Origin of the sequence: Mesorhizobium sp. M0830 (assembly GCF_040319965.1) — a bacterium.
Taxonomy (GTDB): Bacteria; Pseudomonadota; Alphaproteobacteria; order Rhizobiales; family Rhizobiaceae; genus Mesorhizobium.
This window is the reverse complement of the sequence record NZ_JAMYOR010000010.1, coordinates 19,953-46,784: the sequence shown is the minus strand read 5'-3', so window position 1 is coordinate 46,784 and position 26,832 is coordinate 19,953. Positions and strand designations below refer to the sequence as shown.

General features: G+C 63.2%; 21 protein-coding genes. 16 read left to right on the top strand and 5 right to left on the bottom strand.

Annotated features, from left to right (window positions below):
- Window positions 1-24 precede the first annotated feature (24 nt).
- The 14 genes from NKI20_RS08585 to NKI20_RS08520 all read left to right on the top strand — a co-directional run bounded on the left by NKI20_RS08585 (window position 25) and on the right by NKI20_RS08520 (window position 15,610).
- Window positions 25-432 carry a DUF3168 domain-containing protein gene (locus tag NKI20_RS08585; protein ID WP_352829844.1) on the top strand — a complete coding sequence of 136 codons (408 nt, stop codon included), beginning with the start codon at window positions 25-27 and terminating at the stop codon, window positions 430-432.
- 174 nt (window positions 433-606) lie between these two features.
- The gene (locus tag NKI20_RS08580; RefSeq protein WP_352829842.1) at window positions 607-906 is read left to right on the top strand and encodes a hypothetical protein; all 300 of its coding nucleotides are present in this window, start codon (window positions 607-609) and stop codon (window positions 904-906) included.
- Window positions 907-978: 72 nt separating this feature from the next.
- Window positions 979-1,644, top strand: a complete 666-nt coding sequence (locus NKI20_RS08575; RefSeq protein WP_023760459.1) for a response regulator transcription factor — start codon at window positions 979-981, stop codon at window positions 1,642-1,644.
- Window positions 1,628-3,061, top strand: a complete 1,434-nt coding sequence (locus NKI20_RS08570; RefSeq protein ID WP_352829840.1) for an ATP-binding protein — start codon at window positions 1,628-1,630, stop codon at window positions 3,059-3,061. The genes NKI20_RS08575 and NKI20_RS08570 overlap by 17 nt, the downstream gene beginning before the upstream one ends.
- A gap of 188 nt (window positions 3,062-3,249) precedes the next feature.
- Window positions 3,250-3,687, top strand: coding sequence for an RT0821/Lpp0805 family surface protein (locus NKI20_RS08565; RefSeq protein WP_352829838.1), 438 nt, complete (start codon window positions 3,250-3,252; stop codon window positions 3,685-3,687).
- A gap of 180 nt (window positions 3,688-3,867) precedes the next feature.
- Window positions 3,868-5,007, top strand: a complete 1,140-nt coding sequence (gene ccmI, locus NKI20_RS08560; protein WP_352829836.1) for a c-type cytochrome biogenesis protein CcmI — start codon at window positions 3,868-3,870, stop codon at window positions 5,005-5,007.
- 8 nt (window positions 5,008-5,015) lie between these two features.
- Window positions 5,016-5,459: a cytochrome c maturation protein CcmE gene (gene ccmE / locus NKI20_RS08555; RefSeq protein WP_352829834.1), complete on the top strand. Its 444-nt coding sequence runs from the start codon at window positions 5,016-5,018 to the stop codon at window positions 5,457-5,459.
- 32 nt (window positions 5,460-5,491) lie between these two features.
- A complete protein-coding gene (locus tag NKI20_RS08550) occupies window positions 5,492-7,483 on the top strand; it encodes a heme lyase CcmF/NrfE family subunit (protein WP_352829832.1) in 1,992 nt (663 codons plus the stop codon).
- The gene (locus NKI20_RS08545; protein ID WP_352829830.1) at window positions 7,480-7,947 is read left to right on the top strand and encodes a cytochrome c-type biogenesis protein; all 468 of its coding nucleotides are present in this window, start codon (window positions 7,480-7,482) and stop codon (window positions 7,945-7,947) included. Before NKI20_RS08550 ends, NKI20_RS08545 begins: the two co-directional genes overlap by 4 nt.
- Before the next feature lie 132 nt (window positions 7,948-8,079).
- Window positions 8,080-9,630: a Do family serine endopeptidase gene (locus NKI20_RS08540; protein WP_352829828.1), complete on the top strand. Its 1,551-nt coding sequence runs from the start codon at window positions 8,080-8,082 to the stop codon at window positions 9,628-9,630.
- A gap of 315 nt (window positions 9,631-9,945) precedes the next feature.
- Complete coding sequence (locus NKI20_RS08535) at window positions 9,946-10,620, top strand: response regulator transcription factor (RefSeq protein WP_352829826.1); 675 nt, start codon at window positions 9,946-9,948, stop codon at window positions 10,618-10,620.
- A 7-nt stretch (window positions 10,621-10,627) separates the two neighbouring features.
- Window positions 10,628-12,100 (top strand): sensor histidine kinase, encoded by a 1,473-nt coding sequence (locus tag NKI20_RS08530; protein ID WP_352829824.1) that lies wholly within the window; start codon window positions 10,628-10,630, stop codon window positions 12,098-12,100.
- On the top strand, window positions 12,100-15,072 hold the full coding sequence (locus NKI20_RS08525; RefSeq protein WP_352829823.1) for a bifunctional [glutamine synthetase] adenylyltransferase/[glutamine synthetase]-adenylyl-L-tyrosine phosphorylase: 2,973 nt from the start codon (window positions 12,100-12,102) through the stop codon (window positions 15,070-15,072). Before NKI20_RS08530 ends, NKI20_RS08525 begins: the two co-directional genes overlap by 1 nt.
- Before the next feature lie 58 nt (window positions 15,073-15,130).
- Window positions 15,131-15,610 carry an EF-hand domain-containing protein gene (locus tag NKI20_RS08520; protein WP_352829821.1) on the top strand — a complete coding sequence of 160 codons (480 nt, stop codon included), beginning with the start codon at window positions 15,131-15,133 and terminating at the stop codon, window positions 15,608-15,610.
- Between the two features lie 45 nt (window positions 15,611-15,655).
- Here the strand turns inward: NKI20_RS08520 and NKI20_RS08515 are convergent, their stop codons facing one another.
- Window positions 15,656-17,977 carry a PAS domain-containing sensor histidine kinase gene (locus tag NKI20_RS08515; protein ID WP_352829819.1) on the bottom strand — a complete coding sequence of 774 codons (2,322 nt, stop codon included), beginning with the start codon at window positions 17,975-17,977 and terminating at the stop codon, window positions 15,656-15,658.
- A gap of 175 nt (window positions 17,978-18,152) precedes the next feature.
- Complete coding sequence (pepN, locus tag NKI20_RS08510; RefSeq protein ID WP_352829817.1) at window positions 18,153-20,798, bottom strand: aminopeptidase N; 2,646 nt, start codon at window positions 20,796-20,798, stop codon at window positions 18,153-18,155.
- 154 nt (window positions 20,799-20,952) lie between these two features.
- Here pepN and NKI20_RS08505 point away from each other — a divergent pair, with 154 nt between their 5' ends.
- On the top strand, window positions 20,953-23,259 hold the full coding sequence (locus NKI20_RS08505) for a xanthine dehydrogenase family protein molybdopterin-binding subunit (RefSeq protein ID WP_352829815.1): 2,307 nt from the start codon (window positions 20,953-20,955) through the stop codon (window positions 23,257-23,259).
- Between the two features lie 65 nt (window positions 23,260-23,324).
- Window positions 23,325-24,227 (top strand): DMT family transporter, encoded by a 903-nt coding sequence (locus NKI20_RS08500; protein WP_352829945.1) that lies wholly within the window; start codon window positions 23,325-23,327, stop codon window positions 24,225-24,227.
- On the opposite strand, the gene NKI20_RS08495 is transcribed toward NKI20_RS08500, so the two are convergent.
- The 3 genes from NKI20_RS08495 to NKI20_RS08485 form a co-directional block, all read right to left on the bottom strand.
- On the bottom strand, window positions 24,228-25,040 hold the full coding sequence (locus NKI20_RS08495) for a helix-turn-helix domain-containing protein (RefSeq protein WP_352829813.1): 813 nt from the start codon (window positions 25,038-25,040) through the stop codon (window positions 24,228-24,230).
- Window positions 25,041-25,131: 91 nt separating this feature from the next.
- A complete protein-coding gene (locus NKI20_RS08490; protein ID WP_352829811.1) occupies window positions 25,132-26,007 on the bottom strand; it encodes a uracil-DNA glycosylase in 876 nt (291 codons plus the stop codon).
- A 50-nt stretch (window positions 26,008-26,057) separates the two neighbouring features.
- Entirely contained in the window at window positions 26,058-26,702 is a 645-nt protein-coding gene (locus NKI20_RS08485; protein WP_352829810.1) for a hypothetical protein, read from the bottom strand.
- Window positions 26,703-26,832: the final 130 nt, after the last annotated feature.

Here is a 26,832-nt window from a genome sequence, read left to right as displayed (position 1 = left end):
GCGCAAAGGCTAGAGGAGAGGACGATGACCGCGCCCGGCGATTTGCAGCAGGCACTGTTTCTGAGGCTTAAAAGCGATGCCTCACTATCGACCTTGCTGGGCGGCGCCGGATTGCTCGAACGGGCAACCGACAATGCCGCTTTTCCCTACGTGACTTGTGGCCAGACCTCTGCGTTTGACTGGGATACGAGCGCCGAGAACAATAATGATCAACTGGTCACGCTGCATGTCTGGTCGAAAGCCAAGGGGGAAGCCGAAACGCTTGCCATCATGGACGCCATCAAGGCGCGGCTCGCCAATGCGGTGCTGGAGATTGGCCCCCACGGCCAGACACGACTCTCGCTCGAATTCACCGAGGTCCGCCATGATGAGGACCTGCTAGTATATCACGGGCTGCTGCGTTTTCGCGCGATAACGCAGGAAAACGCCTGACACGCTTTCAATATGGTCGAAACGGAGTCTAGACTGGAGCCTCGCGGGAAATCACGGTTTGAGGCGGTGAAATCCCAGGTTGACTGTCTCGCGTTGCAGGGGTGTAGCGAGGATGTTTTCGGCGACGTTCACTGTTCATTTCACGTTCAGCACCGATGCGCTACAACCTCGACCATGAAAACGCTTCGCTCCCACCTCCGAACCGCGACACTGGCGCTCTGCGCTGCCGGGCTGTTTGCGTCGCAGGCTGTGGCGATACCGGCCGTCGCGCCCGATCAGGCCAGCCCGATTGTACTGGCGGCGTCCGATTGCTACGCGATCGGTCAACAAGTGGCCGAACAGAATGGCGGAACGCTGGCCAAGGCCTCGCAATCGACGCGCGGCGGCCAGCCTGTCTGTGTCATCGTCGTGCTCGTTCCGGGCAAGGACGGACAACGTCCGCGCCGTTCCGAAATCGTCGTTCCACTGAACTGACCCTTCCGTTTCCCAGGCCGCCGGAATCGGCCTATATCTGACCCTAGCTCTTCAACAGGTATCGAACTCCGCATGCGCGTACTCGTCGTCGAAGATGACAAGGATCTCAATCGGCAGATATCGGATGCGCTGGTCGATGCTGGCTACGTCGTCGACCGCGCCTTCGACGGCGAGGAAGGCCACTTCCTCGGCGACACCGAGCCCTACGACGCAGTCGTGCTCGACATCGGCCTGCCGCAGATGGATGGCATCAGCGTCGTCGAGCGCTGGCGGCGCGGCGGCCGCAAGATGCCGGTGCTGATGCTGACGGCGCGCGACCGCTGGAGCGACAAGGTCTCCGGTATCGATGCCGGCGCCGACGACTATGTCACCAAGCCGTTCCACATCGAGGAGGTGCTGGCGAGGGTTCGGGCCCTGATCCGGCGCGCTGCCGGCCATGCCTCGTCCGAACTGACCTGCGGACCGTTGCGCCTCGACACCAAGGCGTCCAAGGCCGATGTCGACGGCGTGCCGCTGAAACTGACGTCGCACGAATTCCGCCTGCTTGCCTATCTGATGCACCATATGGGCGAGGTCGTCTCGCGCACGGAACTGGTCGAGCATCTCTATGATCAGGATTTCGACCGCGATTCCAACACTATCGAGGTCTTTGTCGGGCGTCTTCGCAAGAAGATGAGCATCGACATGATTGAAACCGTGCGTGGCATGGGCTACCGCATGCGTGAGCCGGAGGCGTAACTCGGAACCGCTCAAACCAACCGCAAGGACGCCGCTTTCGCTGCGTTTGTGGCCGCGTTCGCTGACGTTCCGCGTCATCGCCTTTTCCACTGTCTGGGCGATCGTGACGCTCGTCGTCATATTCACCCTGATCACCACACTCTATCGCCAGGCCAGCGAGCGCGGCTTCGACAGCCTGCTTTCGGCGCATCTGTTCAATTTGATCGGCTCCATCGGTATTTCCGACAACGGTGCGCTCACCGGTGCGCCCGACCTCGGCGATCTCCGCTTCTCGGAGCCGAATTCGGGCTGGTACTGGTCGGTAGAGCCCGCCTCGGAAGGCGTACATGGCGATCTTCACTCGTCGTCGATGACGCGCAAAATCCCATCGCCTGATGTCGCCGAGGTGCCCTTCAACGCCAGCTTCCAGCGCAGCTATCCGACCGAAGGCATCGATGGCGAGCAACTCGAAGTGTTCGAGAGCGAATTCGTTCTCGATTCCAAGAACCGCGCCGCGCGCTTCCGCGTCATGGGCAACCAGAGCGAACTCGAACAGGAAATCGCCAGCTTCCAACGCCGCCTGCTGACCTATCTCAGCCTGTTCGGCGTCGGCATGATCGCCATCAACGCGATTGCCATCCTGCTCGGCCTGCAGCCGCTGCGCCGGGTGAGGAATGCGCTTGCCATGGTGCGCGAGGGCACCGCGCAGAGGCTCGACGGCCAGTTCCCGGCCGAGATCGAACCGCTTGCCAACGAAACCAATGCGTTGATCGAAAACAACAGGCGCATCGTCGAGCGGTCGCGAACCCAGGTCGGCAATCTCGCCCATTCGCTGAAGACGCCGCTCGCGGTGCTGCTCAATGAGGGCCGGGCGCTTGGAGGAGCCAAGGGACAGCTGATCGCCGAACAAGCCGCTTCCATGCAGAAGCAGGTCGAGCACTATCTACAGCGCGCCCGCGTCGCGGCGCAGCGCGACAGCGTCGTCTTCCGCACGCCCGTGACGCCGCTGGTGCAGCGCATGGTGCGGGTTCTGCAGAAGCTCAATCCGCAGACAAATCTGTCGCTGTCGTTGCCTGCGACCGAAATCGTCTTCGCGGGCGAGCGCGAGGACCTTGAGGAGTTGATCGGCAATTTGCTCGAAAACGCGATGAAATGGGCAAAAAGCGCGGTGTTGGTCTCGGTCGTGCCTTTGACTGGCAAGGATGATCCGGCCGGCCTGTTTGAGATCGATATCGAGGATGACGGCCCTGGCATTCCCCACGACAAGGCGCGCGAGGCGCTGAAGCGCGGACGGCGTCTGGATGAGACAAAGCCCGGAACAGGTCTCGGGCTGGCCATTGTCGCCGACCTCGTCAACGAGTATGGAGGCGTCCTGGCGCTCGAACGGTCCGGCTTGGGCGGATTGAAGGCGGTGGTGCGATTGCGGAGCCTTCAGTGATGTTCAGGCACGGCCATTCGACATTGATGAACGGGGCATGTTATGGCGGCATGTCGATTGGTCCCGGATTGGCCGGCAGCGGCCAAATTTCAGACAAATCTCAATACTATGGCAGCGCCAACTTCTCCGATGACGCGGCCTCCGGCCTATCCATAGCAGGCTCCAACTCAAGAACACCGGTTGTTGGCATGAAGATTCGCGTCGCGCTTATTTCCGCAATGCTGGCCGTTTCCGGCTGCACCACCCTGAGCGGCAAGGGGCCGACCGTAGCAGTGACACCGGCCTCGACGCCTCCTTCCAGCGGCAAGGTCACCGCGACGATCATTTCGGCGATGGGCGGCGGCCTCATCGGCGGGTCGATCGGCGCTGGCCTCAGCGAGACCGAGAAGCGCAGTGCGCTCGAGGCTGAATATAAGGCGCTCGAATACACGACCAGCGGCCAGAAGGTAACGTGGAAAGGCGCCCAGGCTTCGCGCTATGGCGAGGTGGTTCCGGCACAACCCTATCGCGTCGGTTCGCAGGATTGCCGCCAGTATACGCAGACGGTTTTCACCGGCGGCGCCGGCGTGACGGCGCGAGGAACCGCTTGCCGTAACACCAACGGCAGTTGGACGCCGCTGACCTGACGGTGCATTTCGCTCGACCGCGCAGCGGTTTTAGGACGACGACATGCACAGAAGCTGAGACAGGGTCCGGCTGGTATCCGGTCGGTTGATGTCGATCAAGGACATGCGGCGCGCCTGCCGTCAAAGCGTCGCAGGAAGCCTGTGTTGGCACGGCAGAACTCTGCCATTATTGGAAGAACCATGCTGTTCTGGGTCATAGCCGCAATTCTCACGCTGGGTGCAAGCCTGGCGGTGCTGCTGCCGCTGGCCGCCAGCTCGAAGGGCGCGTCGTCGAGCAGCGATCACGATCTCGAAGTCTATCGCGATCAGTTGTCCGAGCTTGACCGCGACGCTGCGCGTGGCTTGATCCAGCCGGGGGAAGCTGCCGAAGCGCGCGCCGAGATCGCTCGCCGCATCCTTCGCCTCGACAATGCGGCAACGGCGGGCGATGCGTCCGTTGGCCGAATTTCGGTAGCGGCAAGGCTGGTCGCCACCGCGGCCGTTCTGGCGGTGCCGCTGGTCAGTTGGGGCCTTTACAGTCAGCTCGGCTCACCCGATTTGCCGTCGCAACCGCTCAGCGAGCGGTTGGCCAAGAACCCGGCCGACAGTTCGGTCGACGAATTGGTGGCGCGGGCCGAAGCTCATCTTGCTGCCAATCCTTCCGATGGCAGGGGCTGGGATGTGCTCGCGCCAGTCTATCTGCGCATGCAACGCTTTTCCGACGCGGCGGCGGCCTATCGCAACGCTATCCGCCTCGATGGCGACAGCGCCGTTCGCCAGGCCGGTCTTGGCGAGGCGATCGCCGGTGCGGCAGGCGGCATTGTCTCAGCCGATGCACAGAAGGCCTTCGAGGCGGCCTTGAAGCTCGACCCGGCCAATGCGAAGGCGAGCTTCTATCTGGCCATGGCGCTGGCGCAGGAGGGCCGCACCAAGGAGGCGGCCACAGCCTGGCGGGCAATGCTGGACAAGCTGCCGCCGGAGTCGCCATGGCGCAGTGCGGTCGAGCAGGCGCTGGCCAGGTCCGGCAGTCCCGCAGTCGCTTCCGGCGGCGCCACCAACGGTCCCGATGCCGGCGATATCGACGCTGCATCGTCGCTGTCTCCCGCTGATAGGGAAGCGATGATCAGCACGATGGTCGCCCGCCTCGACGACAAACTGCGGCAAAATCCGCGCGATCCGGAAGGTTGGATGCGCCTCGTTCGTTCCTATGTCGTGCTGGGCAAGGCCGATCTGGCACGTCAGGCGCTCGGTCGCGCCATTGCCGTCTTTGGAGCCGACAGTGACGAAGCGAAAAAATTCACCGCCTTTGCCGCCTCGCTTGGCCTGACGGCGACGGAGTAGAACAAGACATGACGCGCAAGCAGAAACGATTGTCGGTGATCGCGGGTGGACTGGCTTTCCTTGGCGCCGCCACCGGGCTGACCTTCTATGCGCTTGGCCAGAAGGCGTCCTATTTCTATATGCCGGCTGATCTGACCACCGCCAGTGTCCAGCCTGGCCAGCGCATCAGGCTGGGCGGGCTGGTTGAAAAAGGCACGATCCAGCGCGGGCAGGGGGCGACCGTCGGATTTTCGGTCACCGACACGCACAAATCGGTCAAGGTCACCTATACGGGCATCCTGCCCGATCTTTTCCGCGAAGAGCAGGGCGTGATCACCGAGGGCACTTTCGGCCCGGACGGCGTCTTCGTTGCCGACAGCGTGCTGGCCAAGCATGATGAGCGCTATATGCCCAAGGACGTGGCCGACGGCCTGAAGGCCAAGGGCGTCTGGCAGGAGAGCAAGAGTGAATAGCTCTGGCAGGAGAGCAAGAGTGAATTACAGCCATGGTTGAAACCGGACATTTCGCCTTGGTCTTGGCGTTTGCGCTGTCGCTTGTGCAGACGCTCGTGCCGCTGTTTGGCGCACGTCTGAACAACCAGCGCCTGATGGCGGTCGGTGGGCCAGTCGCGGTGACCGGCTTTGCCCTGACGGCGCTGTCCTTCGTGGCGTTGGCGAGCGCTTACGCAAGCTCTGATTTCTCGGTGGCGAGTGTGTGGGAAAACTCGCATTCGCTGCAACCGCTGATCTACAAGATCACCGGAACCTGGGGCAATCACGAAGGCTCGATGCTGCTCTGGGTGCTGATCCTGACCTTCTTCGGCGCCCTTGTCGCCGCCTTCGGGTCAAATCTGCCGGCGACGCTGCGCGCCAACGTGCTTGCCGTGCAGGGTGCCATCGGCGCCGCCTTCTTCCTGTTCATCCTGGCGACGTCCAATCCGTTCATCCGGCTCAATCCGGCGCCGATCGAGGGCCGCGATCTCAACCCGATCCTCCAGGATCTCGGCCTCGCCATCCACCCGCCCTTCCTCTATCTCGGCTATGTCGGCTTCTCGATCTGCTTTTCCTTTTCGGTCGCCGCTCTCATCGAAGGACGCATCGACGCGTCCTGGGCACGCTGGGTGCGGCCGTGGACGTTGGTCGCCTGGATGTTCCTGACCGGCGGAATCGCCATGGGATCCTACTGGGCCTACTACGAACTCGGTTGGGGCGGTTTCTGGTTCTGGGATCCGGTCGAGAACGCCTCCTTCATGCCGTGGCTGTCCGGCACAGCGCTGCTCCATTCGGCGATCGTCATGGAAAAGCGCTCGGCGCTGAAGATCTGGACGCTGCTGCTCGCCATCCTCACCTTTTCGCTGTCGCTGCTCGGCACGTTCCTGGTGCGTTCGGGCGTCTTGACTTCGGTCCACGCCTTCGCCACCGATCCGACACGCGGCGTCTTCATCCTGTGCATCCTGACACTGTTCATCGGCGGCTCGCTGGCGCTGTTTGCATTGCGCGCCTCGCGTCTGACGGCCGGCGGCCTGTTTCACCCGATTTCGCGCGAAGGCGCGCTCGTCCTCAACAACCTGTTCCTGACCACGGCAGCCGCGACCGTGCTCGTCGGCACGCTCTATCCGCTTGCCGTCGAGGCCTTTTCAGCCGACAAGATCTCGGTCGGCGCGCCGTTCTTCAACCTCACCTTCGGACCCTTGATGGTGCCGCTGCTGCTGGTGGTTCCGTTCGGGCCGCTGCTGGCCTGGAAGCGCGGCGATGTTTTCGCCGTCGCGCAGCGGCTGATGGTGGCGTTCGCCGCGGCCCTCCTGGCAACGCTGGTCACCGCTTTGTTCATCGACGGCGCGTCGGTGTTTGCGGCCCTGGGCGTCGGCCTCGCCGTCTGGCTGATCCTCGGGGCGCTCACTGACCTTGCCGTCAAATCGGGCTTTGGCAATGTTGCGCCGGGGATCGTGGTCAGGCGCCTGCTCGGCCTGCCGCGCTCGGTTTTCGGCACCGCCTTCGCTCATCTTGGCCTTGGCCTGACCACGCTCGGCATCGTCGGCACGCTTTGCTTCGGCACCGAGAAGATCCTGTCGATGCATGCCGGCGAGACCGTCGAACTCTCCGGCCATACGGTGCGTTTCGTCGGGCTTTATCCGGCCCAGGGGCCGAACTACAGCGAGGATCGCGGCCGCTTCGAGCTGATCGGCGTCAGCGGCAGTCCTGTTGGCGAAATCAGCTCCGCCAAGCGGTTTTATCCGGTGCGGCAGATGACGACGACTGAATCCGGCATCAGGACGATCGGTCTCTCTCAGCTCTACCTCTCGCTTGGCGACGAGGGCAATGACGGTTCCGTCGTGGTGCGTCTGTGGTGGAAGCCGCTGGTGACGTTGATCTGGGGCGGCGGCCTGGTGATGATGGCGGGCGCGGCGATGTCGCTGATGGACCGGCGCCTTCGCGTCGGCGCGCCGTCGCGGCGACGCAAGCAAGCGAGCGCGGTAACATCCGCGGGCCCGCCATGAGCACACGGCTTTCGCTGACCTCGATCGTCCTGCTGTTGGCGCTGTTCTTCGCCGGCACGGCAATGGCGGTGAAGCCTGACGAGATGCTGCCCGATCCGGCGCTCGAGGCACGAGCGCGGGCGCTGTCGGAGGGCCTGCGCTGCATGGTCTGCCAGAACCAGTCGATCGACGAATCCGACGCCGACCTTGCCCGTGACCTGCGCATCCTTGTGCGCCAGCGCCTCGTCGCCGGCGATACCGACCAGCAGGTGATGGATTACGTCGTCTCCCGCTATGGCGAGTTCGTGCTGCTGAAGCCGCGTTTCGATCTGCGCAATGCGTTGTTGTGGGGCACGCCAGTCCTGCTGTTGCTGGTGGGAGGCGTTTTCATCGTGCTGACCGCGCGGTCGCGCCGCACGCTGGCCACAAAATCCCTATCCGCCGAAGAGCAGGCATCGTTGGACGCAATATTGCGCCGCGACTGACGCCGCGGTCGCTGCTGAACATTACCAAAGTTTCATGTGTCGGAAATGGCGCTGTAATGTGCGCCTCTCTAATTCTCTCTTCCCGAGGATGCCGATCACGCAGCGTCCATTTGAAAAGAGGATACGAGAACCATGAATATTGCCCCCAATTCATATTCCGTCACCCGCAAGCGTCTCATGGCTGCCGTCGCGTCCATCGCGGTGGCCGGTGCGATCGGCGTCGGCGCGTTGACCAGTGGAACCAGCCCTGTTCTGGCCGACGCCGTGCGCATCGAGGCGCCGCAGGTGCCAGGCTTCGCCGATGTCGTCGAGCGCGTTTCTCCCGCCGTTGTCAGCGTCAAGGTAAAGGCCAAGATCAGCCCGGCGGCCGATGATGGCTCAGACCAGTCCGACGATCCGGACGGCATGAACAACATGCCCGATAACCCGCAGCTGCGCCGCTTCTTCAAGGAATTCCGCGGCTTTGGCGACCAGAACGGTCAGGACGGTAACAGGCGTTTCAGCCACCGCGACCACAATAACGACCAGCCGCGGCCGGTTGCGCAGGGATCCGGCTTCTTCATCTCCGATGACGGCTATCTCGTCACCAACAACCATGTCGTTTCGGAAGGCTCGGCCTTCACCGTGGTGATGAATGACGGCAAGGAACTCGATGCCAAGCTGATTGGCACCGACCCGCGCACCGATCTCGCCGTGCTCAAGGTCGATGGTGTCGGCAAGTTTACCTATGTCGACTTCGCGGATGATTCCAAGGTCCGCGTTGGCGACTGGGTGGTGGCCGTCGGCAATCCGTTCGGCCTCGGCGGCACCGTCACCGCCGGCATCGTCTCGGCCCGCGGCCGCGACATTGGCGCCGGCCCTTATGACGACTTCATCCAGATCGATGCGTCGGTCAACCGTGGCAATTCGGGTGGCCCGACCTTCAACCTCAACGGCCAGGTCGTCGGCATCAACACCGCGATCTTCTCGCCGTCTGGCGGCAGCGTCGGCATCGCCTTCGACATTCCCGCTTCGACCGCCAAACAGGTCGTTCGGGACCTGATGAAGAGTGGTTCGGTGCAGCGCGGCTGGCTCGGCGTCGAAATCCAGCCGGTCACGTCCGACATCGCCGAATCGCTCGGTCTGAAGTCCAACAACGGCGCGCTGGTTTCCAGCGCCCAGGACAACGGCCCCGGCAAGAAGGCCGGTATCACCGCCGGTGACGTGATCACCCAGGTCGACGGCAAGGACGTTGCTTCGCCGAAGGAACTGGCACGCCTGATCGGCGCCTTTTCGCCCGGCAAATCTGTCGACGTCACGGTGTGGCGCGACGGCAAGAGCCAAACGGTCAAGGTCGATCTCGGCACTCTACCGACCAGTGACAAGCAGGCATCAGCCGACCAGCCGCAGCCGCCCGCTCCGGCCAAGCCCGACACTCTGGCCGATCTCGGCCTGACCGTCACCAAGTCCGAAAACGGCAAGGGGCTTGTGGTGACCGACGTCGACCCCGACAGCGATGCCGCCGATCGTGGTATCCAGCCAGGCGACGTCATCACATCAGTCAATTCGACCGAGGTGAACGGCACAGACGACGTCACCAAGGCGATGACCGACGCAGTCAAATCCGGCCGCAAGGCGGTGCTGATGCAGATAACCCGCGACGACACCAATCGTTTCGTCGCACTGCCCGTCGCCAAGGGCTGACGCTGTTCGACTTTTCCCGTGCGGCCGTTTCAAACACCCCCGAGCCGCCGCACGGGAAAGCGTGGAGGAGCGCGTTAGTCAGTCATCGTGCTCTCCCCCGGCGGCAGCGGGCTCCCATCGCCCGCTGCCGCACTATCGTCTGAAAGCCTGATATTTCGGCTGAAAGCGTTCCGGCGGTCTTGGCGCAACCACAACGGGGACAAGGACTTTATCGCGTACGGCTTCGGATGATCTTGATCTCGATGCGCTTTGGCAAAGGCCACAATGCAGATGTCTGCCACTCAACGTTCCGGCGAAATCGCGTATAACAGTCCTATGAAGATTCTCGTCATAGAAGACGATCGCGAGGCTGCGGATTACTTGCAGAAAGCCTTTACCGAGGCCGGTCACACCGCGCATGTCGCCGGTGACGGCGAAACCGGCTTCGCGCTCGCCGATGCCGGCGACTACGACGTGATGGTCATCGACCGGATGATGCCGCGCCGTGACGGCCTGTCGGTCATTGCCGGTCTGCGATCCAGGGGCAACACGACCCCGGTGCTGATCCTGTCGGCGCTCGGCGAAGTCGATGACCGGGTCACCGGCCTGCGCGCCGGCGGCGACGACTACCTGACCAAGCCCTATGCCTTTTCCGAGCTTCTGGCCCGCGTCGAGGTGCTGAACCGCCGCGCCAGCGCCAAGGAAGCCGAAACCGTCTACCACGTCGGCGATCTCGAACTCGACAGGCTGTCGCATTCGGTCCGTCGCGCGGGGCGCGAGATCACGCTGCAGCCACGTGAATTCCGCCTGCTAGAGTATCTGATGCGCCATGCCGGCCAGGTGGTGACGCGCACCATGCTGCTCGAAAATGTCTGGGACTATCATTTCGATCCACAGACCAATGTCATTGACGTCCATGTCTCGCGGCTGCGCGGCAAGATCGAGAAGGGCTTCGACAAGCCCATCCTGCATACGGTTCGCGGCGCCGGCTACATGCTGAAGAGCAGTTAGCGGCGGCATGGCTCTTTCCGTGCCAGCCATCATGAAGACGACGGCAGCGCGGCTTTCGGCGCTCTATCTCCTGCTCTTCGCGCTCTGCGCGGTGGCGCTCGTCTTCTACATGACCTCCCTATCGGCGCGCATGCTGACGGCGCAGACCCAGGACACCATCAATGACGAGGTGCTCGGTCTGGCTCGCGCCTATCAACGCGGCGGCCTGCCGGTGCTGGTCCGTGTGGTCGAGGCGCGCTCGCGCCAGCCCGGCGCAAACCTCTATCTGATCGCCGACGCCAACGGCCAGATTCTGACCGGCAATGTGCAGAGCCTTGAACCAGGCGTTCTCGAAACCGAAGGTTGGACCAGCAGCCCGTTCTCCTATCAGCGCTTTGGCGAAGGAGAGCTCGAGCGTCTGCGCAATCTGCCCGCCGAGCAGGGTACCAACCAAACCGAGCAGAACGACCCGCAGGCCCAGGGCGAAACGGGCCACAATGCCATTGCGCTGGTGCTGCGGCTGCCAAATCAGATGATCATGCTGGTCGGCCGTGACCTCGGTGAGCCGGAGCGTTTTCGCGCCGTGATCCGTCGCGCCCTGATGCTGGCGCTCGGCATGATGGGGCTTGGCGGGCTGCTGATTTGGTTCTTCGTCGGCCGCGCGGCGCTGAAGCGCATCGACAGTGTGTCGGAGGCCAGCCGCCGCATCATGGGTGGCGACCTGACCGGCCGGCTGCCGGTGACCGGGACCGGCGACGAGTTCGACCGGCTTTCCGAAAACCTCAATGTGATGCTGGCCAGGATCGCCACGCTCAACGAAGGCTTGAAGCAGGTTTCTGACAACATCGCGCATGATCTGAAGACGCCGCTGACGCGGCTGCGCAACCGGGCAGAAGCGGCGCTTTCGGGCAAGCACAAGACCGCCGACTACCGTCAGGCACTGGAAGGCACCATCGCCGAGTCCGACCAACTGATAAAGACCTTCAATGCCATCCTGATGATCTCCCGGCTTGAGGCTGGCTACTCCTCGGAGAACATCGACCGCGTCGATCTTTCCGAGGCCGTTCGCGATGTCGTCGAACTCTACGAGCCGGTGGCGGAGGAGGCGGGCGTCTCGCTTAAGACCGACGTGCGGGAGACGGTTTTCGTCAATGGCAACCGCGAACTGATCGGCCAGGCGCTGTCGAACATCGTCGACAACGCCATCAAATATTCGACTGACGCCGCTCAGCCGGCTGTGCGCGTAGCCCTCGAGCGAGCCGGCACGGATGTTCGGCTCTCGGTCATCGACAATGGCCACGGCATCCCCGACGACGCCGACCGTGCCCGCGCGACGGAACGTTTCGTGCGGTTGGAAAAAAGCCGATCGCAGCCGGGTTCCGGCCTTGGCCTCAGCCTCGCCAAGGCCGTCATGACGTTCCACAATGGCCGGCTTGATCTCTCGCCCGGCAATCCTGGACTGTCTGTGGTCATGAGTTTCCCGGCACGGGAGGATCACTGATGAGCACGGCTGCGAGGGTGACGGACTGGCTGCTGAAGCCGGCGATCAGTCTTGCCCCGTTAGACGAGGACCGGGCGCGGCAAGAAATGGCCGAGATCGCCTCCGCCGCAGGCGAAGAGGGGCTGACAAGGCTGGCCAAGTTCCTGGCCCGTAAAGGGGAGGGCCAGGATCTCTTGGCAGCCATCTTCGATCTGTCGCCCTTCCTGCGCGATACGGCACGTCGCCGGCCACGGATTCTAGATGGGCTGTTCGAGCAGACGGTCGAGGTAAGGCTGAAAGCGATCGGCGCCACCATCGACCAGGCGCCATTGGCCGAGGAGGTATCGGAAGCCGGGCTCATGAGCGAACTTCGCCAGTGCAAGGCCGAGGCACATTTCCTGATCGCGCTGGCTGATCTTGCCGGCGAGGCCGAAACGGCGCTGACGGTTCGGCGGTTGAGCGACCTTGCCGATGCTTGCACCCGTGCGGCCGTCGACTTCCTGCTGCGCGACGCGCATGGCCAGGGCAAGCTCAAACTGCCGGATCTCGACAGGCCATCGAAGAAATCGGGCTGGATCCTGCTCGGCATGGGCAAGCTTGGCGCGCACGAGCTGAATTTCTCCTCTGACATCGATCTCGTGGTTTTCTTCGATCCGGAAGCGCCGGCCGTGATCGATCCGCTCGACGCCACCGAATTGTTTTCCCGCCTGACGCGCCGCCTGGTTCGTATCCTGCAGGATCGCACCGAGCACGGTTATGTTTTCCGCACCGATCTGAGGCTGCGCCCCGATCCGGGTTCAACCCCGCTGGCGATCCCAGTCGAGGCCGCACTACGCTACTATGAAGCGCGCGGCCAGAACTGGGAGCGCGCCGCCATGGTCAAGGCGCGTCCGGTGGCCGGTGACCTGGCCGCGGGCGCCTCCTTCCTCAAGGAGCTCCAGCCCTACATCTGGCGCAAATACATGGACTACGCGGCGATTGCCGACGTCCATTCGATCAAGCGACAGATCCACGCCCACAAGGGTCATGGCGAGATCGCCGTCAAGGGCCACAACGTAAAGCTCGGGCGCGGCGGTATCCGCGAAATCGAGTTCTTCGTCCAGACCCAGCAGCTCATCGCCGGCGGACGCTTTCCGGAACTGCGTGGCCGCGAGACCGTGCCGATGCTCGGCCAGCTCGCGGCGCGTGGCTGGATCACCACCGATGCGCGTGACGCGCTGGCGCGCCAGTACTGGTTCCTGCGCCGTGTCGAACATGCCGTGCAGATGGTTGCCGACGAGCAGACGCACACGCTGCCGGATGACGATGAGGGGCTGGAGCGAATCGCCCGCATGCTGGGTTTTGCCGATTCTGCTGCCTTTTCCCAAGCGTTCCGCGCTTCGCTGCAGCAGGTCGAACGCCATTACGCGGCACTCTTCGAAACCGCGCCGGAACTCTCAACCGGCATCGGCAATTTGGTCTTCACCGGCGATGTCGACGATCCCGATACGTTGCGGACCTTGCACGGTCTCGGCTTTCAGCGACCAAGCGACATCTGCCGCGTCATTCGCGGCTGGCATTTCGGCCGCTATCGCGTCACCCAGTCGGCGGAGGCACGCGAGCGGCTGACGGAACTGACGCCGGCGCTGTTGCGGTCCTTTGGCCAGACGCGCAGGGCTGATGAGGCCCTGTTGCGCTTCGATGAGTTTCTCGCTGGCCTGCCGGCCGGCATCCAGCTGTTTTCCCTGCTGCAGTCCAATCCGGCCCTGCTCAAGCTTTTGGCGACAATCATGGGTGCGGCACCCCGGCTGGCAGCGATCATCACGCGCCGGCCGCATGTTTTCGACGGTTTGCTGGATCCGGCCTTGCTGACGGAGCTGCCGGACCGCGCCTATCTGTCGGCGCGGCTTTCCGCCTTCGTCGAGGGCGACCGGCCGTATGAGGACGTGCTCGACCGGCTGCGCATATTTGCCTCCGAGCAGAAATTCCTGATCGGTGTGCGGCTGCTGGCCGGCTCGATCGACCCGGTGCGCGCCGGCCACGCCTTTTCCGACCTGGCAGATCTTACCATCGAGGCGGCGCTGCAGGCGGTGACAACCGAATTCGCAGCGCGCCACGGCACGATTGCCGGGGGCGTGGTTTCCCTGCTCGGCCTGGGCAAACTCGGCAGCCGAGAGTTGACCGCCGGCTCGGATGTCGACCTGATCCTGCTCTACGACCACGCACCGGATGCCGAGGAATCCGATGGCGATAAGCCGCTGGCGCCTTCGCATTACTACACCCGCATGACGCAGCGGCTGATCGCGGCGGTGTCCGCGCCGACGGCGGAGGGCGTTCTCTACGACCTCGACCTGCGCTTGCGGCCATCGGGCAACAAGGGTCCGGTGGCCACCCATATCGATGCCTTCAAGAAGTACCAGCGCCAGGAGGCTTGGACGTGGGAGCACATGGCGCTTTCGCGGGCGCGTGCCATTGCCGGCGACGCCAGCCTGTGCAGCGAGGTCGAGGCGGAAGTGGCGGCGGTGCTCGGCCAACCGCGCGATGCGGCAAAAGTGATGGCCGAGGCCTCGGACATGCGCGCCATGATCGAAAAGGAAAAGCCGCCACGCGATCTCTGGGACATCAAACTGATCCCCGGCGGCCTCATCGATCTCGAATTCATCGCTCAGGTGGCTGTGATCACCGGGCAGGTCGAGGCCGGGTTACGTGCCCCGGCCGTGCCAATTGCACGCGCCACCGGTACGGCCGAGATCCTGTCGCATCTGGCGCCGGGTTTCGCCGATGCCGGGGTCAGGCAGGAGCTTGGCGATGCCTATGCGCTCTATCTGGCACTGACCCAGATGACGCGGCTGTGCCTCACCGGAGCCTTCGAGCGCGACGATGTTCCGCCCGGGCTTTCGGATCTGCTTCTGGCGGTGACAGACCTGCCGGATTTCGGTGTGCTGGAAGCACATCTCAAAGAGACGTCGCAAAAGGTCAGGAAAGATTTCGACCTTTTGCTTCGTACGGGATGATCGCGACGAGCGGCTGTCTCGGACCGCATCGGGGGTGACGATGCAACAGGAGAAGACCATGAGAAAGACAACCAAACTTGCCCTTGCCTTCCTAGCCTTGGCCGGTGCTGTCGGCTCCGCGGCCTACGCCGAAAACAATGTCAGCGCAAAAATGCGCGAGGGCACGATGATGCGACTCAACAAGGCGATGAAGGATTCGAACGGCACCATCACCTTCGACCAGTTCTCCGACGCCATGAACGCTCGGCTGAAGAAACTCGTCGCCGACAATGGCGGCAAGCTGACCGTCGCCCAGCTCGCCGAGGCGCTGGAGAAGGCGCGCTTCGAGCAGATGGCCAAACGCATCATCGCCCGCTACGACACCAAGGGCGACGGCACCCTGACGGCAGACGACATCGCCGGTCGGGAGAAGAAAATCTTTGCGATGCTCGACAGGAACAATGACGGCAAGATCGAAAAGGGCGAATTGCCGAAGGGCGGCCGCTTCGGCCGCCACCGCCAATGGAGTGACGACGGCGAAGACAGCGATATGCAGTGAGGCTGTCTGGAGTAGGCTCCGGCGGTGCAGGCCGGAGCCTGCTGCTCAGGCCGCGGCCCTGATCGCCGACGCGGCTTTCTTCACCGGAATGCGCACCGATACGATCGTGCCGACACCTTCGGTCGAACGGATCTTCAGCGCGCCGCCCTGGAGTTCAGCCAGCGAGCGCGAGATGGCGAGGCCAAGGCCGGACCCGGCGTGACTCTTGGAGAACTGGTTCTGCACCTGTTCGAAGGGCCGTCCGAGTTTGCCGAGCGCATCCTTGGGGATGCCGCAGCCATTGTCCTCGATCGTCAGCACCAGCGCGGCGGACGTGTTGCGGGCCCTGACCGATATGTGGCCTCCCTGGCCGGTGAATTTCACCGCATTGGACAAAAGGTTGATGACGATCTGCTTGATCGCACGGCGGTCGGCGATCAGCGTCAGCGCGTCGGCGATGCGGGTTTCCACGGTGATGGCCTTTTGCGCCGCCTGCAACGATACGACGCGAACGGTTTCGCTGATCAGCGGGCCGAGGTCGATCTCTTCGCGGTCCAGCGAGAACTGGCCAGCCTCGATCTTGGACATGTCGAGAATGTCGTTGATGACGCCCAGCAGATATTTGCCGCTGCTGTTGATGTCGGTCGCGTACTCCTCGTAGCGCTCCGATCCGAGCGGGCCGAACAGCCCCTGTTCCATCAGTTCGGAGAAGCCGATGATCGCGTTCAGCGGCGTGCGCAACTCATGCGACATGTTGGCCAGGAACTCGGACTTGGCCCGGTTCGCCGCCTCGGCGCGTTCGGTTTCCTTCATATATTTGCGGTTGAGGTCGACCAGTTCGCGCGACCGCTCCTCTTCCGCCCGCCGCGCGAGGCTGAGATCATGGATCGTCGCCATCAGCCGGCGCTCGCTGTCGACCAGCTTCTCCTGGTGCAGCTTGATCTGGGTGATATCTGAACCGACGGCGACGATGCCGCCATCCCTGGTCTTCAGTTCGTTGACCTGCAGCCAGCGGCCATCGGCCAGCTGCCGCTCGAAAGTGGCGCCGCCTTGCAGTCCGCTGGTGTTGGCAAGCCGCCGCTCGGAAGCAAAGGCCTGCATGCGTTCTTCAAGAGCCGCTCGTGTGACGCCCGGCATCACGTCGCGGTCCGAAAGCCCGTTGTCCTGCTGGTATTTGGAATTGCACATGATCAGGCGCTGCGCCGAATCCCACAGCACGAAGGATTCGTTGATGTTCTCGATCGCTGTTCTGAGGCGAAGGTCGGCGGCCTCGGAACGCAGCGCCAGATGACGCTGTTCGGTGACGTCTACGGCGATCCCGATCAGCTGGATCTCCGGCGCTTCCGGATCGATGACTTGTGCCCGTGCGCGCATCCAGACCCACTGGCCGTCGGCATGCCGCATCCGGAACACCTGGTCGATGTGATCGATCTCTCGTGCGACAATTCTATTGGCAAGCTCGAACAGGTCGCCGTCCTCGGGGTGGATGATCTGATCGACTTCTCCGAAGGACAGCATCGTGTCGCAGGGCCTGTAGCCGAGCATGTCATACATCGATCGCGACCAGTACATCTTGCCGCGCACCATATCCCAGTCCCACAGGCCGCAGCGGCCGCGAACCAGTGCCATGTCGATGCGCTGATGCGCTTCGAGGTAGATGCGGTCAGCCGCCTGTGCGCGTGCCGCCTGGCCGAAATAGGCATAGAGGATGACGATCAGCACGCCGGCCGTCAGCACGAACAGGGTGACGTTCAGCGAAACAGTCTTGCGCCAGGCTTCGAAAACCGCGTCCTGCGGCACCAGGGCCGCCGCAGCACCCTTCTGGCCATTTGCCAGGCTGACCGCCGCATACCAGTCCCGTCCGTCAATGTTGACTTCCATGACGCCGGCGCGATCGCCGAACATGAACAAGGGTTGACCGCCCTCGACGAGGCCGTCGAGCGAATGGCCTTGCCATGGTATCGAGCGCGGCGTCACCGCGATGATCTTGAAAGCACTGTCGGTGATGACGAGCACATGGCTGCGGTCCATCGCGCCCTGACGGCTTGTGGTCTCCAGCAGATCCTGGATGGCGCCAGGCACCGTGTCCGAAGTGGTGGCGAGCGAACTGGCCAGTTGGCCCGCCGCCAGCGTCAGGATCGCCTTGGCATTGCGCTCGACATCGTCGCGCTCGTTCAGCAGCGACAGCACGCGCAGCGCCGCGATGACGATCAGGAAGGTGATGATGAGGACGGGTATCGATCGGCGCAGCAGCGGTTCGGCGGCCAGAAGTCGTCGGTACGCCGGTTCGGCGATGAGCCGCGTATTCCCGGCAAGACCGTCGCTGCGCGTCTCGCGATGCGCAAAAGCCGTCCCTTCGGGCGCGCCCCACGCGTCCGCCTTCGCCATAAATGGCACTCCCCGAATTTGCCTATGCTGCTTTGATCCGGCAAACGCCGCACATCCGAATCGTCAGTAAAGAATCAAAGGTGATTCGCCTTGTCCAGTGGCCCGGCGAAAAAAGATTAAAAATCGACTAAAATAATGCCGAAACGGCCGATCCTCCCTCGGGCGCAAGCCAAGTCTAAGCCAGCGTGCGCTCGACGATATCCCTCAGATCCGCCGACAGGTTTTCGGCGTTGGCGATCGAAAGCAGCGCTTCCCTGGCCTTGGCCTGCCGCAGAGGTTCGAGCGAACGCCACGATCTGAGCGCCGTCGCCAGTCTTGCCGCCACTTGCGGGTTGCGCTTTTCGACCTCGAGTACCGTTTGCGAAAAGAACCGGTAGCCTTCGCCGTCGGCCCGGTGGAAGCCGGTCTGGTTGGCGCTGGAGAAGGTGCCGATCAACGAGCGTACGCGGTTCGGGTTGCCCATCGAGAAGGCCGGGTGGTTGGTCAGGGCCATCACTGTGTCGACCGTTTGCGGTCCCGGGACACTGGCCTGGATCTGGAACCATTTGTCCATGACCAGCGGGTCGGAGCCATAGATCGTCTCGAAAGCCGCGAGCGCCTCGATCGCCTCGGGCGAACCGTGGTGACGATGCGCGAGCACGGCGAGTGCGGCCGCGCGGTCGGTCATGTTAGTCGCAGACTGGAAATGCCCGGCGGCGAGGGCCGCTCCGCCCGGCTGCAGCGACAGATAATCCAGCAGGGTGTTGCGCAAGGCGCGTCGCCCGGCGCTCGCCGCGTCAGGGCTGAACGCTGCCTTGTCGGCAAGGCTGAGGTACAGGCTCGAAAAAGCGCCGCGGTTTGCGGTGCCGATCGCCAGCGCCAGCGCCTCGCGGGCCGCATAGATGGCGTCGGGGTCGATATTTCTGCCGATGTCGCGGGCAATGTCGGCTTCGCCCGGCAGTGCCAGCGCCAGCGCCCGATAGGCCGGTTCGAGCGTTTCGTCGCCGGCGATGCTGCCGACGAGTTCGGTCAGCCGCGCCGCGAAGTCGGGCTGCTTGCCGCCGAGGATCTCGCGGAAGGCTGATATCAGCGCATCTGTCAGCAATGTGTTGAAGGCCTGCCAGCGCGAGAAGGCGTCATTGTCGTGACGGGCGAGGAAGAACTGGTCATCGGCTTTCTGCTCGACCGACAGCGTCACCGGCGCCGAAAAGCCTCGGTTGAGCGACACGGCTGGGCGTTCGGCGACGCCTGAGAACCGCACCATGTGGCGGCGCTTGCGGACATGGATGACGCCGTCCTCGATGCTGGCGCCCTCGACGCCGCTATACTCCACGGCCTTGCCGCCGGCGCCGATCAGGCCGAAGGCGAGCGGGATGTGCATCAGCCGCTTGCGGCTTTCGGAAGGCGTCGGCGGCACCGACTGCTCGATTTCGAGCGTGAATTCTTGCGCGGCCGGATTGTGCGTCGAACTGATCGTCAGGTTGGGCGTTCCTGCCTGATGATACCAGAGCGCGAACTGCGACAGGTCGCGGCCGGATGCATCTTCGAACACTTTGATGAAATCCTCGATCGTCGCCGCGTCGCCGTCGTGCCGCTCGAAATAGAGGTCCATGCCGGCGCGAAAGACCTCGGCCCCGAGAATCGTACGGATCATTCGCACAACTTCGGAACCTTTCTCGTAGACCGTCGCCGTGTAGAAATTGTTGATCTCGCGGTAGCGGCGCGGCCGCACCGGATGCGCCAGCGGGCCCTGATCCTCGGGAAACTGGTGGGCGCGCAAGGTGCGCACCTCGGCGATGCGCTTGACCGCCCGCGAGCGCTGGTCGGCGGAGAATTCGTGGTCGCGGAAGACCGTCAGCCCTTCCTTCAGGCAAAGCTGGAACCAGTCGCGGCAAGTGATTCTGTTGCCTGTCCAATTGTGGAAATACTCATGCGCGATGATCGCCTCGATATTGGCGAAATCAGCGTCCGTCGCGGTCTCGCGATCGGCCAGCACATATTTGTCGTTGAAGATGTTAAGGCCCTTGTTCTCCATCGCGCCCATGTTGAAGTCGGACACGGCGACGATGTTGAAGACGTCGAGATCGTATTCCCGTCCGAACGCCTCCTCGTCCCATTTCATCGACCGCTTCAGGGCGTCCATCGCGTAGCCGGCCAGCTTCTCCTTGCCGGGCTCGACATAGATGCCGAGCTCGACCGCGCGGCCGGACAGGGTGACGAAACTGTCGGCGAGCTGGCCGAGATTGCCGGCCACCAGCGCGAACAGGTAGGACGGCTTGGGGAAAGGATCGTGCCATCTGGCATAGTGCCAGCCGTCGCCGAGATCGCCTCTGTCGAGCGGGTTGCCGTTGGACAGAAGCAGTGGCGCCTCGTCACGCAGCGCTTCGATCCGCACGGTGTAGACGGACAGGATGTCGGGGCGATCGAGGAAATAGGTGATGCGGCGAAAGCCTTCGGCCTCGCACTGCGTGCAGTAGACATTGCTCGAGCGGTAGAGGCCCATCAGGGCTTCATTGCCCGCCGGCGCCAGCTCGGTCTCAATCAACAACTGGAAGCGACGCGCGGCGGGCGGCTTGAGGATGGTCAGCTGGTCTGGGCTCGCTAGAAGATCCGACGATTTTACTTTCTTGCCGTCGATCTCGATGCGCTTGAGCGTCAGGCCGTCACCGTCGAGCACCAATGGTGCCGACATGGAGACGCCGTCACGTCGCTCGACAGTAAGCAAAGCGGTGACGCGCGTTGCGTCTGGCGAAAGGCGGAAGGTGAGGTTGGTTTGCGGAATGAGGTAGTCGTTGGGGCGATAGTCTTCGAGCTTGAAGACCTGGCCGGTGTCCGTGCGCATTCCGTGGCTTTCCTGTCGATTGCGTTGGCGGCGGATTGTGTCCGCTGGCCAAGAAATTTGAAGTCCGCGCTCTTTACACGAAACGGCCCCTCGACAAAACTAAGGCAATGCCTATTTCAGGCGTTCTTCTCCCGTCATCATCACGAGGCAACTCATGACCGTCGTCACACCGAAATTCGGCATGGGCGCATCCGTGCTGCGGCGCGAGGATGCCGCCTTCATCCAGGGGCAGGGCCGCTATACCGACGATATCCAGCCGGCTGGGGTCCTGCATGGCTATGTCCTGCGCTCACCGGTCGCCAAAGCCAGCTTCACCATCGGTTCAACCGAGGCCGCGAAGACGGCGCCTGGTGTGCATCTGGTGCTGACCGGCAAGGATCTTGCTCATCTGGGAGATCTCAGGTCCGGCGTCATGCAGGAACAGCCGGACGGCACCAAGGCGCCGACGCGCGACATCCCGATCCTGTGCCGCGACCGGGTCCACTATGTCGGTGATGCCGTTGCCTTTGTTGTCGCCGACAGTCGCGCCTTGGCGCAGGATGCCGCTGAGCTGATCGACGTCGACTATGACAGCGAAGGCGCGGCTTCCGGGACGGCAGCGGCGCTTGCCGAAGGCGCGCCGCTGGTCTGGCCGGAACTCGGTTCCAACCGCGCCTTCAGCTACCACATGGGTGACAAGAAAAAGACCGACGCGGCTTTCGCCAAGGCCGCCCATGTCACGCGCATCGAATTCGTCAACAACCGGCTGGTCTGCAACTACATGGAGCCGCGCTCGGCAATCGGCGAGTGGAACGTGGAGGAGAACCGCTTCGTGCTGACCACGGGGTCGCAGGGCGTGCATTCCATGCAGTACATTCTGGCCGTCCTGTTCAAAATCAAGAAGAATCAGCTGCGCGTCATCACGCCGGATGTCGGCGGCGGTTTCGGGCCGAAGACCTTCGTCTACCGCGAATATCCGCTGGTGCTGGAGGCGGCAAAGCGGCTTGGCCGCCCGGTCAAATGGGCCGGCGACCGCACCGAACACTTCCTGACCGATGCGCAAGGGCGCGACAATGTCGTGACGGCCGAGATGGCGCTGGACAAGGATGGCCGATTCCTCGGCATGAAGGTGGACCTGCTCGCCAACATCGGCGCCTATATCTCGCAATACGGCCCGTTCATTCCCTATATCGGCGTCACCATGTCGACCGGCGTCTATGATATCCAGGCGCTCGACGTCTCGGTCACCGGCCTCTACACCAACACCTGCCCGGTCGACGCCTATCGCGGTGCCGGCAGACCGGAGGCAGCGTTCCTGCTGGAAAAACTGGTCGATGCCTGCGCGCACGATCTCGGCCTGCCTGTCGAAGAGATTCGCCGCCGCAATTTCATTCGGCCTGAACAGTTTCCCTACCGCACCCAAACCGGCCGCCTCTACGACACCGGTGAATTCGAAGGCCATATGGAGCGTGCCATCGAACGCTCCGAATGGAAAGCGTTCCCGGCGCGGCTGGCGCAGTCGAAAGCCGGCGGCAAGATCCGCGGCCTCGGCATGGCGACCTATATCGAGGCTTGCGCTTTCCCCGGATCGGAACCGGCCTTCGTCGAACTCAACGGCGACGGCACGGTGACGCTGAAAATCGGAACCCAGACCAACGGGCAGGGGCACGCCACTGCCTATGCGCAGTTCCTGTCGGAAAAGCTCAATCTCGACATCGACAAGATCCATGTCCGCCAGGGTGACACCGACGAGCTGAAGGCTGGCGGCGGCACCGGCGGCTCGCGCTCCGTTCCGCTCGGCGGCGTGTCGGCATCGCGGGCCGGCGAAGACCTGGCCAACAAGATCAAGCGCATCGCTGCCGATGAGCTGGAAGCCTCGGCCGGCGACATCGAGCTGTCTGATGGCGCTGCCCGCATCGTCGGCACCGATCGCTCGATCGATTTTTCCACCATCGCCAAGGCCGCCAAGACGCCTGATGATCTCAAAGGCTTTGGCGAGTTCGTGCAGGACGAATGCACCTACCCGAACGGTACCCATATCTGCGAGGTCGAGATCGACCCGGATACCGGCGCCACCGAGATCGTCCGCTACACCATTGTCGACGATTTCGGCGTCACCGTGAATCCGATCCTGCTCGCCGGCCAGGTGCATGGCGGTGTCGTGCAAGGCATCGGCCAGGCACTGATCGAAGACACGATCTACAGCGAGGACGGACAGCTTTTGACGGCGAGCTTCATGGACTACGCCATGCCGCGCGCCGACAATTTCCCGTTCTTCCATTTCGAGACCCGCAACGTGCCTTCGACCACCAATGCGCTCGGCATCAAGGGGGCAGGCGAGGCCGGCACCATCGGCTCGACCCCGGCCGCACTCAACGCGGTGACCGACGCGCTCTGGCGCGCGTATGGCGTCAGGCACATCGACATGCCGGCAACGCCGGCGCGCATCTGGGCAACCATCCGCGAAGCTGTGGGAGCGTGAAAGCCGGCCACGGCAGCCCCACAGTCAGCGACCATGCTGGCGGGCACAACACGCTCACCGGCATCATGCTCAAGATCGTGTCGGTGGCCGTCTTCGTCGGCATGCAGACCTGCATCAAGGCCGCAGGCACCGTTCCAGCGGGCCAGATCGTCTTCTTCCGTTCTTTCTTCGCTATCTTCCCGATTATCGCGTTTTTGGCTTTCAAGGGAAAACTCGGCACTGCCTTCACCACCAAGCGCCCGCTCAACCACATCGCCCGCGGCCTTGTCGGCGTCGGCGCCATGGGGCTCGGCTTTTTCGCGCTGACGCGGCTGCCGCTGCCGGAGGCGATCACGCTGAACTACGCGCAGCCGCTGCTGGTGGTGGTATTCAGCTCGATCTTTCTCGGTGAAACCATCCGCGTCTATCGCTGGAGCGCGGTTGCGGTTGGCCTGGTCGGCGTGCTGATCATCTCGTGGCCGGAATTGACACTGCTCAGTTCCGACCAGGCGCTCGACGACCAGGAGGTGCTTGGCGTCATTGCCGCCCTTGTCGCCGCGGCGATCTCGGCGGTCGCCATGCTGTTGGTGCGCAATCTCGTGCAAAGCGAACGCACCGCGACCATCGTGCTGTGGTTTTCGGTGACGGCGAGCGTCATGTCGCTCTTGTCGCTGCCGTTCGGTTGGCGGATGCTGACACCGCTCCAGGCGGCTCTTCTGGTTGCCGCCGGCTTCTGCGGCGGCCTCGGCCAGATTCTGATGACGGCAGCCTATCGCCATGCCGAGGCCTCGGTGGTGGCGCCGTTCGAATATAGCTCGATGATCCTTGGCCTGGTTGTCGGCTATCTCGTCTTCGGCGACGTTGCCACGGCTCACATGCTTGTCGGCGGCCTAATCGTTGTTGCCGCCGGGATATTCATCATCTGGCGCGAGCGCCAGCTTGGCCTGGAGCGCACTCGCACCCGCAAGGCGTCTTTGCCAGAAGGCTGATTACGACCGTTCTGCCCGCTCCTTCGCCAAGCGTACCAGAACCGTCCTCGTCTGATCATCGGCCGGGAAAAACGATTCGATCGCCAGTTCCGACAGTGTCACGTCGAGTGGTGTGCCGAACACCGTGATGGTGCTGATGAACGACAAAACCTGATCGCCATGCGCCAGCCTGAGCGGGTGCACGATGGCATTCGGCTCGACCGGCGCCGGCCGGCTGCCTTTCAAACCGGACGGGTAGCTGCGCAACTCGCGCTCCAGATCGACCAGCACCGGGTCGCCGCTGGCGTCAATCTGGTGTTTGAGACGCTCGAGCAGATGCGTCCGCCATTCCTGGAGATTGACGATGCGCGGGGCGATGCCGCCGGGGTGCAGGCTGAGGCGAAGCACGTTGACCGGCGGCTTGAGCAGCGACGGCTCGCTGACATCGGCTAGGAACGGAGCGATAGCGGCATTGGCCGAAACCAGGTTCCAGTAGCGGTCGACAGCGAGTGCCGGGAATGGCTCATGCCCCTTCAGCACGATCTCGACCGCCGCCATCGCCGGCGCCAATGTCTTGTCGGTCAGCGAGCGCTCGCCGAAGCTCGGCGCAAAGCCGGCGGCGAGCAGCAACTGGTTGCGCTGCCTGAGCGGGATCGAAAGCTGTTCGGCCAGATGCAGCACCATGTCGCGCGAGGGCGCGGCGCGGCCGCTTTCGACGAAGCTCAGATGCCGCTGTGAGATCTCGGCCTCCATGGCGAGTTCGAGCTGTGACATTCGTCGGCGCGTCCGCCATTCGCGAATGAGGCTGCCGGTGGTATTTTGGGCTGATGTCATGGAGGCATGGTTAGATCGGCGGACAGCGCATTTCAATTACCTGCGAGGTTATGGTCCTGTCCTTCTCCCACAAGGGAGGGCCGCCAAGCGTCTAGCCAATCGCCCGCAATTTCGCCTTCACCTCAAGCAAATCCCGCCACGCCAGCTTCTTGTGCGACGGCGTTCGCAGCAGATACGCGGGATGCAGCGTTGGCATGGCGGGAATGGCGACGCCGGATGCCGTCGTGTGGACGCGCCAGTTGCCGCGCAGGCGCAGGATGCCTTCGCTGGTGTTGAGCAAGGTCTTGGCCGACGGACCGCCGAGGTTGATCAGCACTTTCGGATTGACCAGTTCGATCTGCCGCTCGATGAACGGCCGGCAGATCTCGGTTTCGTGCGGCGTCGGCGTGCGATTGCCCGGCGGCCGCCACGGAATGACGTTGGCGATGTAGACCGAGGTCCGGTCGAGCCCAATCGCCGCCAGCATGCGGTCGAGCAGCCGGCCCGAGCGGCCGACGAAGGGCAGGCCCTCGATGTCCTCGTCGCGCCCCGGCGCCTCGCCGACCAGCATCACGGCGGCTTCCGGGTTGCCGTCGGCGAACACAAGGTTCTTGGCCGTGGCTTTGAGATTGCAGCCGTCGAACGCCGCCATGTGCTGGCGAAGCTCGTCCAGGGTCGTTGCCGTCGTTGCCAACTGGCGGGCCAGCGCCGCCTGCGCTTCGTCGGGAACCGTCGCCGACGGTGCGCGTGCAACGGGTGGTGCATTTGCTCTGTCGATGGCTTCGGGGCGAGACACGGTCGTTGAACGCTGCTGCGCGGCGGTATTGCCCGAGGGCGTCGCCGTCGGCGCACGCTCCATCGGCTTTGGCACGACCTCGGCGAACCGGTTCACCGGCTGGTCTTCAAGCGCCTCGTCGACGCCGACGCTGGCATAAAAGGCCAGTAGGTCGGCAATGTCTGGTCTGTTATGTGGGGAAGCGGCAGTCATGCCGGCACATTCGCCCCCATGACGGCAATTTGCAAGGCTGGCTGGTTGTTCTACCCGGTTGGTATGCGTGGATCCTGCACCAGATAGAAGGTCCAGCGCGGCGTATAGTCGGTCATCAGGAATTCGAATCTGGCGGTTTTCAGCGGGTCGACCTTGCCATTCCGGAACAGCAGCCGGTCATAGGGTTCGAAATCGCGGTCGAAATCGGCGAAATTGCTCGACCAGATGTTATCGGGCGTCTTGTTGCGCTGGTCGAACGAAAGTCCGTCGCCGAACACGCTCGGCTGATTCAGCATCTCCTGCAGCTCGAACTGGAATTCGATCCAGGCCTGGCCGCTGTTGTTGAGCACGTCAATGCGCATATACATGATGCCATTGGCGAATGCGCCGGCCGGGCCGAAAGCCTGGATCGGCTTTGTCGTGCGGATGGTCAGGGTCACCGGCGTTGACGAATTCAGCTCTTCGGTGATGACCAGCGGATCGTCTCTCGTTCCAACGCCTGAAGCGCCGGTGATGTGGAAGCCGCCAAGCTCGTCGGAGAAGGAGTAGGCGCCTGCCGCCCATACTTTCACTTCGTCCGCTGCGGCATGGCCCGGGGCCAGCACCAGAGGGGCCAAAAGGAGCGCCCCGCAGACACGGCCGGGCGTGAAAAGAAAGCGCGTCGATGAAAAGCCGGCTGGCTCAGGAAAGCGCATGGTTCGAAGTATGGCCGATAAGCAAGCCGTCGAACAATTAAAAACGTGGGCGCGCTGCGCCTCGGCGGGGCAAAACAGCCGCCCAGCACCGCAATGCGCGACTTTTTGGCCAAAACGGCATTGTCACGTA

What these genes read in the sequence shown, in the direction of transcription:
- NKI20_RS08585 (WP_352829844.1), top strand. Translation starts at nt 25, where the DNA reads ATGACCGCGCCCGGCGATTTGCAGCAGGCACTGTTTCTGAGGCTTAAA.
- NKI20_RS08580 (WP_352829842.1), top strand. Translation starts at nt 607, where the DNA reads ATGAAAACGCTTCGCTCCCACCTCCGAACCGCGACACTGGCGCTCTGC.
- NKI20_RS08575 (WP_023760459.1), top strand. Translation starts at nt 979, where the DNA reads ATGCGCGTACTCGTCGTCGAAGATGACAAGGATCTCAATCGGCAGATA.
- NKI20_RS08565 (WP_352829838.1), top strand. Translation starts at nt 3,250, where the DNA reads ATGAAGATTCGCGTCGCGCTTATTTCCGCAATGCTGGCCGTTTCCGGC.
- ccmI (WP_352829836.1), top strand. Translation starts at nt 3,868, where the DNA reads ATGCTGTTCTGGGTCATAGCCGCAATTCTCACGCTGGGTGCAAGCCTG.
- ccmE (WP_352829834.1), top strand. Translation starts at nt 5,016, where the DNA reads ATGACGCGCAAGCAGAAACGATTGTCGGTGATCGCGGGTGGACTGGCT.
- NKI20_RS08550 (WP_352829832.1), top strand. Translation starts at nt 5,492, where the DNA reads ATGGTTGAAACCGGACATTTCGCCTTGGTCTTGGCGTTTGCGCTGTCG.
- NKI20_RS08545 (WP_352829830.1), top strand. Translation starts at nt 7,480, where the DNA reads ATGAGCACACGGCTTTCGCTGACCTCGATCGTCCTGCTGTTGGCGCTG.
- NKI20_RS08540 (WP_352829828.1), top strand. Translation starts at nt 8,080, where the DNA reads ATGAATATTGCCCCCAATTCATATTCCGTCACCCGCAAGCGTCTCATG.
- NKI20_RS08535 (WP_352829826.1), top strand. Translation starts at nt 9,946, where the DNA reads ATGAAGATTCTCGTCATAGAAGACGATCGCGAGGCTGCGGATTACTTG.
- NKI20_RS08530 (WP_352829824.1), top strand. Translation starts at nt 10,628, where the DNA reads ATGGCTCTTTCCGTGCCAGCCATCATGAAGACGACGGCAGCGCGGCTT.
- NKI20_RS08525 (WP_352829823.1), top strand. Translation starts at nt 12,100, where the DNA reads ATGAGCACGGCTGCGAGGGTGACGGACTGGCTGCTGAAGCCGGCGATC.
- NKI20_RS08520 (WP_352829821.1), top strand. Translation starts at nt 15,131, where the DNA reads ATGAGAAAGACAACCAAACTTGCCCTTGCCTTCCTAGCCTTGGCCGGT.
- NKI20_RS08515 (WP_352829819.1), bottom strand. Translation starts at nt 17,977, where the DNA reads ATGGCGAAGGCGGACGCGTGGGGCGCGCCCGAAGGGACGGCTTTTGCG.
- pepN (WP_352829817.1), bottom strand. Translation starts at nt 20,798, where the DNA reads ATGCGCACGGACACCGGCCAGGTCTTCAAGCTCGAAGACTATCGCCCC.
- NKI20_RS08505 (WP_352829815.1), top strand. Translation starts at nt 20,953, where the DNA reads ATGACCGTCGTCACACCGAAATTCGGCATGGGCGCATCCGTGCTGCGG.
- NKI20_RS08500 (WP_352829945.1), top strand. Translation starts at nt 23,325, where the DNA reads ATGCTCAAGATCGTGTCGGTGGCCGTCTTCGTCGGCATGCAGACCTGC.
- NKI20_RS08495 (WP_352829813.1), bottom strand. Translation starts at nt 25,040, where the DNA reads ATGACATCAGCCCAAAATACCACCGGCAGCCTCATTCGCGAATGGCGG.
- NKI20_RS08490 (WP_352829811.1), bottom strand. Translation starts at nt 26,007, where the DNA reads ATGACTGCCGCTTCCCCACATAACAGACCAGACATTGCCGACCTACTG.
- NKI20_RS08485 (WP_352829810.1), bottom strand. Translation starts at nt 26,702, where the DNA reads ATGCGCTTTCCTGAGCCAGCCGGCTTTTCATCGACGCGCTTTCTTTTC.